At 65.1% G+C, this 13,467-nt stretch carries 7 protein-coding genes; 2 read left to right on the forward strand and 5 right to left on the reverse strand.

The annotated features are described in order from the left end of the window. Positions 1-2: 2 nt before the first annotated feature. The 5 genes from LMH93_RS15625 to mnxG all read right to left on the reverse strand — a co-directional run bounded on the left by LMH93_RS15625 (position 3) and on the right by mnxG (position 10,841). Positions 3-1,493 carry a cytochrome c/ABC transporter substrate-binding protein gene (locus tag LMH93_RS15625; protein WP_230064345.1) on the reverse strand — a complete coding sequence of 497 codons (1,491 nt, stop codon included), beginning with the start codon at positions 1,491-1,493 and terminating at the stop codon, positions 3-5. Positions 1,494-1,687: 194 nt separating this feature from the next. After that, positions 1,688-2,353 carry an SCO family protein gene (locus LMH93_RS15630; RefSeq protein WP_012052145.1) on the reverse strand — a complete coding sequence of 222 codons (666 nt, stop codon included), beginning with the start codon at positions 2,351-2,353 and terminating at the stop codon, positions 1,688-1,690. Continuing rightward, positions 2,350-3,006, reverse strand: coding sequence for an SCO family protein (locus LMH93_RS15635; protein ID WP_070095875.1), 657 nt, complete (start codon positions 3,004-3,006; stop codon positions 2,350-2,352). Before LMH93_RS15635 ends, LMH93_RS15630 begins: the two co-directional genes overlap by 4 nt. Then, positions 3,003-4,979 (reverse strand): cytochrome D1 domain-containing protein, encoded by a 1,977-nt coding sequence (locus tag LMH93_RS15640; RefSeq protein ID WP_003247941.1) that lies wholly within the window; start codon positions 4,977-4,979, stop codon positions 3,003-3,005. Before LMH93_RS15640 ends, LMH93_RS15635 begins: the two co-directional genes overlap by 4 nt. Positions 4,980-4,997: 18 nt before the next feature. Further along, positions 4,998-10,841, reverse strand: a complete 5,844-nt coding sequence (gene mnxG, locus LMH93_RS15645) for a manganese-oxidizing multicopper oxidase MnxG (protein ID WP_230064346.1) — start codon at positions 10,839-10,841, stop codon at positions 4,998-5,000. 328 nt (positions 10,842-11,169) lie between these two features. Here mnxG and LMH93_RS15650 point away from each other — a divergent pair, with 328 nt between their 5' ends. Both LMH93_RS15650 and LMH93_RS15655 read left to right on the forward strand, forming a co-directional pair. Next, positions 11,170-12,243, forward strand: a complete 1,074-nt coding sequence (locus LMH93_RS15650) for an enoyl-CoA hydratase/isomerase family protein (protein ID WP_108190405.1) — start codon at positions 11,170-11,172, stop codon at positions 12,241-12,243. Between the two features lie 16 nt (positions 12,244-12,259). After that, positions 12,260-13,411 (forward strand): acyl-CoA dehydrogenase family protein, encoded by a 1,152-nt coding sequence (locus LMH93_RS15655; RefSeq protein ID WP_230064347.1) that lies wholly within the window; start codon positions 12,260-12,262, stop codon positions 13,409-13,411. Positions 13,412-13,467: the final 56 nt, after the last annotated feature.

The following is a 13,467-nucleotide window of genomic DNA, read 5'->3' on the forward strand; positions in this document are numbered from 1 at the left end:
GCTCAAGGGCTGACCGGCACTGGCCGGTAGGGGGTGACCGCAGTAAAGCGTGGCCCGGGCAGGGCCACCGCCACCACATGGGCACCTGCCATGCCCTGGCGGCGACCAGGGCCAAAGCCCAGTGCCGGGGTCAGGCCGGTGGGCACATCGTGCAAGCCTTCGAGCGCAGCGATCAGTTGCTCGCGGCTGGCATCCCGTCCAATCTGCTTCAGCGCTTCGCTCAGCAGGCGCAACGCGCACAGCGTATTGACCTGCAACGACACCTGGCGCGGGTCCAGGCCCTGGCGCTGCTGCAGCCCGGCGAGCGTTGCCTGGCCTTGCTCGGTCCAGTCCTCTGGCACGTAGGGGTAGGCCAGAAACAGCCGCTGCGACCACTGCGCCGGCAAGCGCGCCACAGCGCCGGCTACCTGACTGGAAGCGGCGAACAGGTAGGGCTCGCGGCCCGCCACCTGCAACGCCGCCGCCAACTCGGCAAAGGCCTGGGCGCGGCCAAGGAAGACGATGCCCTGCCCGTCCACCGCCTGGCCGTCGAACGCCTGGATAGCGGGTGGCGCCCAGCCCTGCTGTCGTAAACGCTCGCGCACCTGCTCGGCCAACGCGGCGTGTTCGTTACCGGCATACACCACGCGTAACTCATCCGGCGCCAAGCCCAGCGCCACACGGGCATGGCCTGCCAGGCTCAGCAATTGCTCGGGCAAGCCGGGCAGCGGGTCGAAGATCTGTGCGCTGCCGCCGCTGCGCGGGGTACTGCCGACCATCGGCACGTTCTGTGGCGCCAGCAAGGTCGTCAGGCGCTGGTCGAGCATGGGCGCCAATGGCGCGATCAGGGCGAACACCCGCTTTTGCTCGAGCAACTGTTGCAAGGCGCGTTCGGCACTGACCGGGTCGGAACCTGGGTCTAGTACGACCAGTTCCAGGCGCCGCCCGTGAATGCCGCCTTGCTGGTTGAGTTGACCCACGCCGTCTTCCAGCACGGCGCGTACCACCTGCCCGGCTTCAGCCAGCGGACCGCTCGCGGGCAGCAGGGTCCCAAGGCGCAGCACGCCCTCTTCCACACCAGGGTCACGTTCTTCGGCCAAGCGTTTGAGATAGGCGGTGAGGTTGCGCTGGTCGGCCAAGGTCAACTCGAAGCGTGGCATGGCCGGGTCGAGGCGATTGCCAGCCGGGTCGATACCCTGCTGGATGGCCCGCGCCAGGCTGCTGTCGGTGTAGGCCGGGTAGCGGCGGCCGTTGGCCTCGCGTGGGCCCTGGCCGAGTGCCAGGCGTTGCCAGTCGAGGCCGGGGGGGCGAACACCGCCTTCGGCACGGCCACGGCCGTCGCTGCCATGGCAACTGGCGCAGGGCAGCACGCTGGCGGGGACTGTGATGTCACTGGCGCCGACCCGGGCTTGCAATTGAGCGTCGCTACTGGAAACGCCCTCGCGGTAGAGGCGTTTGCCGGCTTGTTCGTGGTCGGTCAGGCCCAGGGCCAAGGCTGAGGTCGAAGATGCCATGCCAAGCACGCATGTGAGCCATATCGCAAGCCCTGTGGGCGCGGCCTTGTGTCGCGAAAGGCGCGCGCAGCGCGCCCCTCTTTCTGCGCGTGAGCTGCCACTGCCGGGGCTGCTGCGCAGCCCTTCCGCGACGCAAGGCCGCTCCCACAAAAGCGGATGCCACAGAGGCCAATTCCCCAGGCGGCCCATGATACTCACCGACCGGCCAGCGGCTGGGTCAACAGCTGCATGCGCTGGGCAATCGCCGCTGGCGGTGCATCCGGGCGAATCTTGCTCCAGCGTTTACCTGCAACATCACCGGCAATCAGCTGCGTCGAATGCTGCTCGGGACTCGGCAGGAACTGCCCTATACGGCCAAGCACCAGGTCGACATTGGCCTTGTCACCGGTCAGGAACAACCAGTTCGGCCCATCCACCCCTTGCTTGGCGGCGAACGCCTTCAGCGCCTCGGGGGTGTCGTTCAGCGGGTCACTGCTGATCGACACGAAGGTCACCTGGGCGGCCAGGGCTGGCCCCATGGCCTCGCGCACCTCGCGCAGCTTGCGGGTGATCAACGGGCAGGCATCGGTGCAATGGGTGAAGATCACGTTGAGCATCACCACCTTGTCCTTGAGCACGTCACTGTAAAAGCGCAGCTCGCGGCCATTCTGGTCCTTCAGCACGGTGTCGGTGAACCAGGTCTTGGCGTCGCGTGTACCGCCACCACTGGCCATCGCCTGCGGTGCTGGCTGCGGCTCGGGGGGTTGCGGCGCATGGCCTTCGTGGGCGAACGCCACCGACGTGAGGATCCACAGGCAGCCACCCAGTACCAGCCAGTCGAATGCGCGCATGCCAGCGCGGTGGGAGGTTGCAGTGCTCATGGTTGCACCTCGTGATGGTCGGCAATGGCGGTGCTCTTGGCATGTACCCGGCGAGCACTGAGGCGGTTGATTTCATCGATCAATACGCCCGGGTCGGTGAAGCCGTAGTAACGCGTCCAGTGCCCGCTACGCCCGTCACCCACCAGTATCAGCGGCGGGTGCTGGCTGAGGTCGGCGTTGAAGCTGCCCAGCCCCTTCAGGGTTTCGGTGATGGCGTACGGGGTACCGGTCAGCCAGCTCCAGCCCGGCCCTTTCTGGAATGCCTTGGCATAGTTTTGCAGGCGCTTGGCGTCGTCACGCTGAGGGTCGACACTGATCGACACCAGGCGAACCTCCTCGCCTACCCGGCCGCCCAGCTGCTGCTGGACCTTGCCCATAATCGACGACACCACCGGGCATACCGTGGTGCAGCTGGTGTAAATGAAGCCCATGACCACCAGATGGTCACCCACCAGGTCTTTCTCAAGGCGTACCGGCATGCCTTCCTGGTTCAACAGCGACACATCGGCAAAACGCACACTGGCCTTTTCCTGATGCGCCGCCGGGGGCTGCCCGGCATGGCCGTCATGCTCGTGACCGGCGTGGGCCATGGCCAGGTGGCTGGCAAATGCCAGGCTCAGGGCCAACAGTGTGCAAGCAGGCTTGGCGTTCATCGCACATTCCTCACGTCAGTCTGGGAAGCATTGGTTGCAGCAGCCGGCAGAACGCGCAGGCTGGTGTAGTTTTCTTCGGCAAACTTGCGCCCCAACGAGGGCGACTGCACATGCAGGTACCAGGCGCCGGCCTCAGGCAAGTTCAGCGCCGCCTGGTAGACCCCCTCGCCCACCTCTTGCAGCTGCAGGTTGCGCGGCATCGACGATGGCGCCAGGAAGTAGCGCAGGCTCAAGTCGTTCAGGCCCAGGCGCGGCTGCCCGTCGTCACCGACAATCCGTACCCGCGCGGTGAAGTCGCTGTGCTGCGGCAGCGGCTGGTCGAGGCCAATGAACTCGGCACGCGCACCTTTACGTTTGCTGGCATCGCTCCCTGCGGCCACTTCGGTACTGAAGCAATGAATGATTTGCGGCTGGTTGAGCAGGAAGGCAACGTCGAACTTGCCGGCGGCGGGCAGCTTCACCGTCGAGCCATACACCCCGGGGGCCACTTCGCGCAGGCTGCGGTCAACGACGATGGCGGCGCGGGCCTGGTGGCCGCGGTTGTTGTAGCCGGACATCGGTGCATTCATGCCTTCGGCATAGAAGTAGGTGGTGTTGTCCACCGGGTTGACCACGAACACCGAATTGTCATCACGCGATACCGACAGCCCCTGGGCCAGTGGCAGGTCGCCGGCCTGGCGCGGCGCGGCGGGGCCAGCCTCGAAGCCTTGCACGATGGGCGCACGCCCCTCGCCCAGGCTGGCCAGATTGATCATGCTCACTTTCGGCGAGGCCAGGCCACGCACATAGGCATAGCCTTTGGTGAACGTCAGCTGGTACGGTTCGGCCGCCACCGGGATGCGGTGGATCAGCTTGTCGGTACTGGCGTCGATGACCAAGGCCTGGTTCTCCAGGGTATTGAGCACGATGCCGTAGCGGCCATCATGGCTGAAGCGCATCGGCCCCAGGCCCTGTTCGGCCTGGACCGTGTGGCGCAACTGATGGCTGCGGGCATCGAACACCCGTACGCTGCCCTCCTCGCCATCGACCACGTACACGGCCTGGGACAGCGCCGAATAGCTGACCGACAGCGGGTGCGGGCCTACCTTGATGGTCTTGGCCAGGCGCATTTCCGGGATGTCGATGACGCTCAGGGTGCCGCTGTCGCGATTGCTGACATAGGCATAGCGCGAGTCGGCGCTGAAGGCGATTTCGTGGTGCCCGGTACCGGTGTTGAAGTGTTTCATGGCGCTGCGCCCCGGCACGTCAATTACTGTTACCCCGCCTTTGCCCGGGTCGCTGCTGTTGTTGCCAACCCACAGCCGATGCTGGTCCGGCTGCAGGGCCACGCGCAGCGGCTGGTCGCCGGCGTCCAGGTCGGCCACGCGGGTGAAGGTTTCGGTATCGATCACCGAGACCTTGCCCCGCTCGGGTATCGACACGAAAACCTGCTTGTCGTCGCTGGTGGCCGCCCAGTCCATGGGCCGCCCTGGCAGCTCGATGCGGGCCATGGTGCTGGTCACGCCCCCCACCGACACCGTCGGGTCGATCACTGTCAGGCTGGCGTCATTGTTCAACATCAGCAAGAAGTAGCTGTTCAGGTCGAGCAGCGGCCGGGCCCCGATGCTGCTCTTGAGAAACAGCGCGACCCGCGCCTTGCAGCTCTGCTCGCGGTCCCCGGCCGGGGCCGACTGCGCCGGGTCGATCCACGCCCCCGGGGCCATGCCCGACAGCGGTTGGCCACTGGTCTGGTCGCTGAGCTTGAAGCGGATGTTGGCGAAGCCGCCCTCCTTCAGTTCGCCGCCGGCCAATGGCCGGGCCTCGAACTCCACGTTCACGCCGTCCCGGCTGAGCCGGTGCAAGGCCTGCGAGCCGCCCCGTTCCTGCAACAGCTCGCGCGGGTCGCACCATAGCTTTTCGTACGCCACGCCCAGGCCGATCAGCGCTACCCCCAGCACTACCCCCAAGTAAGCAGGGCGAGTCTTTTTGTTCATGCTCGCGTTCCCCTTCCGTCACTGCGCCGGGGCCGTTGCCGGCGGCGCTTCGTTGGTCACCCGCAAGATCCCCCACAGCCCCGAGAGGTTGCCGTAGGCGGCGTAGTCGCGGAACAGGTAGTCACCCGCCACCGCGTTGGCACCGCCAGCACTCGGCAACATGAAGCTGAAGTGCGCCGCTGGCAGTACGCTTTCCTGCGCGCCGATGTACATGGCCATCGGGTTGTAGCCAAAGCGCACCGAACCGATACCAGGCAGGCCAATCGGGTAACCGTCCACATCGCTCTTCTCGGCCTGGTAGTTGTGCAGTGGCCATACGTGCCCGTCCAGCTGGTAGACCATGCCGCGGCTGCCACCACTGGGCATCACGATATGGTTGCGCACCGGTTGGCCAGGCTTGGCGTACAGCACCGGGGTTTGCGGGTCGCCACCGACCAGGGCGTTGGCGTAGGCCATGTGGGCGTTGGGTACATCACCAAAGCCCAGGCCATTGGCGCGGCCGAATGGCGAGTCGGGCGCCATGCCGAAGCGCAGCCACAACGGTTCGGTCTTGTAGTTGACCGCCATGTTGCCGTTGTCTTGCGGGTCACCGGCAGCACCGTTGCCTTCGGTATTGATGCCTTCTACCGGACGGCCATCGGCCCAGCGCATGTTCAGCGCGCGCTGCCACACCGTGACGAAGTCGCGGTAGTCCGGCTGGCCGCTGACCTTCACCGTGGCCTGGGTACGGGTAGCAGTATCCTCGGTCCAGGCGGCGGTTTGCGGCAGGATGCTCATGGCGCCCACCAGACCTTTTTGCGGCTGCTTGATGAAGTCTGACGGGGTCAGGTTGAGGCCGCCGAACTCAATAGGCGTGGTGTTTATGTTGTCCACTGTGCGGCCCAGCTGCGACACCGGTTTGCCTTCACGCTCCAGGTGGCCGGCGTAGTACTGGTACTCCTTGGTCGGGTAAGCGCCGCTGGTGCCGGCACGTGGTGGCACGGTCTGCACCGGGTTCAGGCCAACGTTGGCACCGTCTGACTTGGTGATGTCGTAGGCCAGCAGTTGCGCATGCAGGCCCACGTGGCTGGACGGCCGCATCAGGTTGTTGGCAAAGGCGGTGGAGCCTTCGCTGTCGAAGCGGTCACGCTTGACCACGTTGTGCATCACTGCAGTGCTCGGCAGGTCTGGCATCACCAGTGGCAAGCGGTTCTCCAGGGTGATGCTGATGCAGTCGCCGGCATTGGCGCGCAGTACCAGCGGCTCTACCGGGACACCCGCCTTGAGCTTGCCGGTGGTGGCATCGAGGTCAGCCTTGCGCACGTACAGGATCGCGGTCGGGTCATGCAGCGGCGCACTGTGGCCACCGATGGTGAAAGGCTCCCCATCTTCGGGGTCTACCCCGCTCACCAGCGGGATGGCGGTTCTACGGCTGTTGAACACCAGGGTGCCGCCGTTGGCCTTGAGCGCGCCACCGACATGCTGGCCGACGCCCGCCGGGTCGTTGATGCTGACGCCGTTACGGTTTTCGAGGATGTCGTTGGCCAGCGCTGCGACGATCTCGTAGCTGCGCTTGACCGTGGTGCGGGTACCGATGCCGTTCGGGTTGGCCGTGGTTTTCGGGCAGATGCCGTTGAAGTTCACGGTGTTGCGCATGGCCACCGGCTGCGGGTTGTTGGGCAGCGGGAACAGGTCGGCACGCTGCGCGGTGTAGTTGCGCATGATGCCCCAGATACCGTTCCAGTAGCCCTCCAGGGCCGCGTCCAGCGAGTACAGGTAGTCGCCGTTGGTGGCTGCCGAACTGGAGATCATCGACACCGGAGCCATGAAGCCCAACTGCTCGGAGATGCCGATCATTTGCGACGACTTCCAGCCCGAGTTGGAGCTGTTGCCGAAGCCAGAACCGTTCTGCAGCCATTTCACGCCGTGCAGGGTGACGTTGTGCTCCTCTTCATGGCCACCGGCGTGCATGCGCAGGCGCACGTTGTCGCCGGAATAGGTGCGCAGCAACGGGGTGAACGGGTCGCCCGGCTCGGCGCCAGCCGTGTTGATATGCGGCGGGAACAGCGTAGTGCCGCCGGTAGGGCCGACTGCCGAGGTAATCGCCGATGGCGACAGGTTCATCGCCGGGATGGCGCGGTCGGTACGGGTTTGCAGGGCATAGCTGAGGTCGCCGGCCAGGCCGTCGGCCTGCATGCCACGCTTGCCGTCCGGGCCGACCTTGTTCGGGTCATACACGCGCAGGGCCAGCGGCTCGTTGCGGTAGTTGACGACGAACATCCCCGGGTCATCAACCGAGATCGCCTGCGGGCATGGCCGGCTTGGGCAGCCCGGGTTGAGACCGCCGCGTTTCTCGACGATGGCTTCGAGCAGGTTCGACGCCTTGCCGCGCACGGGCGGGTTGATGGCGTAACGGAAGCTGTCGGCTGTGGCCGGGTACGACTGGGCATTGGGAATGCCGTCCGGCCCTGCGCCTACGTACACCCCAGCTTCATAGGCATGCTGGAAGTCACTGTACTCCAGGAAGAACTCGCGGTAGCTGTCGTTCTTGCCGTCGCCATCGTGGTCGCCGGTCTGGATCACCGCCTGCCACGAGGTCGGGCCGCCGTCCTGGCGCGTGGCCGGGTTGTACAGCTGCTCGCCGGTTTCGGCGTGGTACCAGGTGGAGCCGGCCGGTTCGGCCAGCACGGTGGCATACAGGCCCAGTTGCTGGTGAGTCGATGGGCCAAGGTGGTCATGGGTGAAGATGGTACCCAGGCCGCGGTCGACGTTATGCACGTTCACCAGCGGGTCTGCGAACCAGCGCTGCATCGCGGTACGTGCGCCCAGCCAGTCGGCGCGACCAAAGCGGCCGAAGTACGGGTGCTGCCTGGCTTTCGGGCAGGCTGCGGTGCCTTCGCGGCTATCCCCTTCAGTGCAGCCATTGTAATTACGAATGGCCTCTACGCGCTCGACCACGCTACCGGGCGAAAGTATGCCGTCTTCGTAGTTCCAGCCGTTGGCCGAGCCGTCGGCAGCGGTCAGGTCCCACTTGGGCAGGTGGATGTGCTGGCCGATCACGTCGGTCGGGGTGCGCACCTGGTAATCGTCCATCTCATAGATGTTCGGGATCAGGTTGGTGTGCTGGTACATCGCGCAGTCGAAGGTGTTCATGCGCATCACCAGCGGCTCTGGCGGGCGCTGCTTGGTAATGACCGGCCAGGCGTCTTCCCAAAGGGCAATGATGCGTGCCTGCGGGAAGTGGTAGCCCACTTTGTTGTACACCGCGTCGAACTGGATGTTGGCCCCTTTGTAGATGCGTGGGCGGTCGGCAGTGAAGGCCGAGGCGCCACGGAAGTTCACGCCCGTCAGGCTCTCTCCACTGTTGAACTCCCCAACCCCGGAAGACTGGGTCAGGCGTTTTCCACGGTCATCCATGCACGGCTCGTAGTACGGCGCACCTGCAGTCGGCAACGCGCCGTTGGTGCGGAACGCCTTGGCCACCGGCTGGCTGCCGGGGATCAAGGCATAGCTGGGGTGTTCAGCCATGGCGTGGAACTGCATGGCGGCCTGCTCGACATCGGTGCCCTCTTCCGGCAGGTAAATGGGCTTGGCCTTGTGCACGACCTTGGTGAAGTCCAGTTTGGTGGTGGTGGTCTCCGCCACGCCACCGGCGGACACACCGTCCAGTGCATGGCGGCCAAGGCCGCCGTCCCAGCCATCGACCTGGTTCGCATCCAGGTTGGCCCACAGGGCCTTACCACTGTCTTTCAGTTGCCGGGCCAGGGCCGGGTCGAGCATGTCCAGGGGCGGGGTTGGCGGGCGGTTGCCAACGCTGCTTTCCATGCCGCCGATCCAGAACGGGTAGCCTGGGTTTTTCAGCGTGCCGTCGGCGTTGCGGTTGGCCTCGGTGCGGTCGACCAGCGCCAGCGAGCCCACGGCCTTGCGCACGGGCGCCTCGCTGGCGTGGTCGTCATCATCCTCGTCTTCGTGGTCATCATCGTTGGCAGCAACCAACGCTTCGGAAAGCTTGGGCACGACCACGACTTTGCCGGGCATGGGCGCCATGGCCTTGCCAGGTAACGGCACGATGGCCGGAATCGGCGTACCGGCAACGATCTCGCCATCGGGCAGGGCCCGGGCGCCAGCGGCCGGCTTACCGCTACGCAGGGCGAACGGGGTACTGTGGAAGCCATTCTCGCCCTGCCCGCTCACCTCCAGCCGCGTGCCTTCCTCGAACACGTCATGTACCCGCCACATGGCCCACATGCCCTGGGCGAAGTGCGGGTAGAAGTGACAGTGGTAAATGGCATCGCCGGCAACGCGGTTGCGGTTGCCCGAACCACCGTTGGCGATTTCGTAGGTGTAGCCGACGCCGGCGCCGATGCCTTGGGCATCGATGTAGTCGGAGTTGTCGTCATTGGGGTTGAACAGCCACTGATGGCCGTGCAAGTGGAAGATGTGCTGCTCGTGCCCGTTGTGGGTGTTGCGGAACTTGGTGAAGTCACCGATATAGCTGTGGTGCACGTTGGCAGGCTCTGAGGGGTAGAGGGCCATGCTGGCCTTGACCCCGACGGCGCTGGCCGGCGGCACCTCGCCCGGGCGGATGTGTTCCAGGCCGACGTTGGCCGGTACATCCACCAGGGTGCCTATATCGCCGACCGTGTGGGCGCTGAGGAAGAACTCCTCATAGGCACACGACAGGCAGTCGTGCATCGGCCCCACCCCCAAGCGGTTGGCCACCACTTCGGCACCCATCCCACCAGAGCCGTAATTGATCATGAACGAATCGCGCGCCGGCTCCAGCACGTGGCCCATCACCGGGTCGGCCCAGTAGCCAGGGAAGGCCTGGGTACCGGCAACCTCGTCGGCGAACTGCGAGGCGAAATCACGGAATGCTTCCAGTCGGTTGGGCAGCGCCGGGTTGCGTTTGCCCACGCTTTCCAGCGGGTAAGTGGAACTGGGGAAGCTACCGTCAGGGTTGGGCCCCATGACGATGGCATCGGTTTCGCTGCTGATGATCTCGTTGCCGTTGACCATGGCAATGATCGGTTTGCCGGCCTTGCCTTCGGCGATCCACGGTTCGAGCTGCGGATAACGGGCTTCGTAGTCGATCACGGGCTGGCCGGTGGCGGTTCGCCCCGTGGTGGCCAGGCGCATTTCTTCTTCAGTGAGGGTGTTGCGGTAGGTACGGCCCAGTTTGGGCACGACCACCACCTGGCCGAACAGGCCGTTGGAGACGTTGCCCGCCGTGCCCTCGCCGCCGAACGTTGCGGCTTTGCTGGTGGCGGCGAAGGCCCCTTCGCGCTCGGCATACAGGGTGTAGCTGCGGGTGCTGCCGGGGCTGACGAAGAAGTTGCCGTTACGCCCGGTATAGGCGGAAATATCGGCAATGCTGTTCACCGCCTGCATCCCGTTGACCTGGAAGCCGACCATGCGCTCGGCCACCTGTTCGTCGGCGACAAAGCCTTCGCCGCCTTCGTTTTCAACCTCCGGCCCCTCTGCCTCACCCTCGGGCTCTTCAGCCTCGATACCGTGCTTGTTGGGGTTCGCCTTGTAATCCAGCAGGTTGGTCAGGTTGACCGTCAGGCAGTCACCGGCCGCCACGCGCAGCACGATAGGCCGCGGGCGCTTGTCCGGGCGCAGGGTGACCTTGCCCGGTACCGCGGCCCCGCCCTTGCTGAGGGGGACCTGCTTGTCGTCCACCACGTCCTCACGAAGGGCAAACATCATGCCGTTGGCGTTTTGCGCGCCAAGGCGGTTGAACATCAGTGGCTGGTCCAGTGCCACCACGTTGGCGACCAGGGTGCGCTGGCACTGCACAGCCGCCTCGCTGGTTGCCTCCCAGCCAAGCAAGGCCAGTACAAGTGATGACAGGATGGGGCCTTTGAGCGGCGTCGACATGCTGCACCTCCGGGACACAGGATCTCTGCGGAGAGCTGGAGCAAGGTGTGTGCCAGAAGAAAAATCCAATATTAATCAATAATTTGTACGATCAACCGCAACGGATTGGGGAGGATCCCCCAGCAGGTTCCCCCGAATCGGGGGACGGAATCCCGTGGGGGCAATGGCTGCTCCACAAGCGCGCGCTGGCCTCAGACAAGGTAAAAACGCACGGTACCCTTGCACAATTGTCGATTGTGCAAGGCAAATTCGCATGCCAGGATCCTGCGATCCTCCAGCGAACTCCAGACTTCACTTGGAAAATCAATAACAAAGCAGGGAGAACGCAATGACTGCACACGCCCATACCCCGGCAGCAACCGACCATGTACTGGCCGAGGTCCGTAACCAGATCGGCCACCTGACCCTGAACCGCCCAGCCGGTCTCAATGCCCTGACCCTGGACATGGTGCGCAGCCTGCGTCAGCACCTGGACCAGTGGGCCGACAACCCGCAGGTACGCGCCGTGGTCCTGCGCGGCGAAGGCCCCAAGGGGTTCTGTGCCGGTGGCGATATCCGCTCGCTGTACGACAGCTTCAAGGCCGGCGACACGCTGCATGAAACCTTTTTCGTCGAAGAGTACGCCCTCGACCTGGTCATCCACCGCTACCGCAAACCGATACTGGTGGTGATGGACGGCTTCACCCTCGGGGGCGGCATGGGCCTGGCGCAGGGCTGCGACCTGCGCGTGGTCACCGAGCGCAGCCGGCTGGGCATGCCCGAAGTTGGCATCGGCTACTTCCCGGACGTGGGCGGCAGCTACTTCCTCTCGCGCATCCCCGGCGAGCTGGGCATCTACCTGGGTGTCAGCGGTGCCCAGATCCAGGCGGCCGACGCCTTGTATTGCGGCCTGGCCGACTGGTACCTGGCCAGCGACCAGCTCGCCGCCCTCGACCAGGGCCTCGACCAGCTCGACTTCAGCGACCACCCGCTGAAGGACCTGCAAAACCTGCTGGCCAGGCTCGGTACCCAGGTACTGGATGATGCGCCACTGGAAAAGCTGCGCCCGGCCATCGACCACTTCTTCGCCCTGCCCGACCTGCCAGCCATCGTCGAGCAACTGCGTGCGGTGAGCCTTGGCGACAGCCACGCCTGGGCGGTGGCCACCGCCGATCAGCTGGAAACACGCTCGCCTCTGGCCATGGCGGTTACGCTGGAGATGCTGCGCCGGGGGCGCGAGCTGGGCATTGACGACTGCTTTGCCATGGAACTGCACCTGGACCGCCAGTGGTTCCAGCACGGCGACATCATCGAAGGCGTGCGTGCCCTGATCATCGACAAGGACAAGCAGCCCCGCTGGAACCCGCCGACCCTGGCCGCGCTGCAAAGCCAGCGGGTCGAACAATTCTTCGAAGGCCTGTGAGCCCGGGAGTACACAGATGCAAGACCTCGAACTGAGCGAAGAACAGATCATGATCCGCGACATGGCCCGGGACTTTGCCCGTGGCGAAATCGCACCCCATGCCCAGGCCTGGGAAAAGGCCGGCTGGATCGATGATGGCGTGGTGCGCAAGATGGGCGAACTGGGCCTGTTGGGCATGGTGGTGCCCGAGGACTTCGGCGGCAGCTACACCGACTATGTCGCCTATGCCTTGGCCGTGGAAGAGATCGCCGCCGGTTGCGGCGCCACCGGGGCGATGATGAGCATCCACAACTCGGTAGGTTGCGGCCCGCTGCTGGCCTACGGCACCGCCGAACAGCAACAGCAGTGGCTGCCTCGCCTGGCCAGCGGCGAGGTGATTGGCTGCTTCTGCCTGACCGAGCCACAGGCCGGCTCCGAGGCGCACAACCTGCGCACCCGCGCCGAGCTGGTGGATGGCCAGTGGGTCATCAACGGTGCCAAGCAGTTCGTCAGCAATGCCCGCCGTGCCGGCCTGGCGATCGTCTTCGCAGTGACCGACCCGGAGCTGGGCAAGAAAGGCCTGTCGGCGTTCCTGGTGCCCACCGACAACCATGGGTTCAAGGTTGATCGCAGTGAGCACAAGATGGGCATTCGCGCCTCCGACACCTGCGCAGTGACTTTCGACAACTGCCGCATTCCTGCCGCCAATATCCTCGGTGAGCGTGGCAAGGGCCTGGCCATTGCCCTGTCCAACCTCGAAGGCGGCCGTATCGGCATTGCCGCCCAGGCCTTGGGCATCGCCCGCGCCGCATTCGAAGCGGCGCTGGTCTACTCGCGTGACCGCATACAGTTTGGCAAGCCGATCAACGAACACCAGAGCATTGCCAACCTGCTGGCCGACATGCAGGTGCAGGTGAACGCCGCACGTTTGCTGATCCTGCACGCCGCCCGCCTGCGCAGCGCCGGCAAGCCGTGCCTGTCGGAAGCGTCACAGGCCAAGCTGTTCGCTTCGGAGATGGCCGAGCGGGTGTGCTCGATGGCCATCCAGGTGCATGGTGGGTACGGCTATCTGGAAGATTACCCGGTGGAGCGCTACTACCGGGATGCGCGGATTACCCAGATCTATGAAGGGTCGAGCGAGATCCAGCGCATGCTGATTGCACGGGAATTGAAAAACTATCCGCTGTAACGCAAAGGCAACGCGGTTCTTGGGGGTGCGGGCGACGCTGTGGCTGGCACCGGCTT

The sequence above is a fragment of the Pseudomonas sp. CIP-10 genome, from assembly GCF_020911845.1.
Lineage (GTDB): Bacteria > Pseudomonadota > Gammaproteobacteria > Pseudomonadales > Pseudomonadaceae > Aquipseudomonas > Aquipseudomonas alloputida.

What these genes read in the sequence shown, in the direction of transcription:
- LMH93_RS15625 (WP_230064345.1), bottom strand. Translation starts at nt 1,493, where the DNA reads ATGGCATCTTCGACCTCAGCCTTGGCCCTGGGCCTGACCGACCACGAA.
- LMH93_RS15630 (WP_012052145.1), bottom strand. Translation starts at nt 2,353, where the DNA reads ATGAGCACTGCAACCTCCCACCGCGCTGGCATGCGCGCATTCGACTGG.
- LMH93_RS15635 (WP_070095875.1), bottom strand. Translation starts at nt 3,006, where the DNA reads ATGAACGCCAAGCCTGCTTGCACACTGTTGGCCCTGAGCCTGGCATTT.
- LMH93_RS15640 (WP_003247941.1), bottom strand. Translation starts at nt 4,979, where the DNA reads ATGAACAAAAAGACTCGCCCTGCTTACTTGGGGGTAGTGCTGGGGGTA.
- mnxG (WP_230064346.1), bottom strand. Translation starts at nt 10,841, where the DNA reads ATGTCGACGCCGCTCAAAGGCCCCATCCTGTCATCACTTGTACTGGCC.
- LMH93_RS15650 (WP_108190405.1), top strand. Translation starts at nt 11,170, where the DNA reads ATGACTGCACACGCCCATACCCCGGCAGCAACCGACCATGTACTGGCC.
- LMH93_RS15655 (WP_230064347.1), top strand. Translation starts at nt 12,260, where the DNA reads ATGCAAGACCTCGAACTGAGCGAAGAACAGATCATGATCCGCGACATG.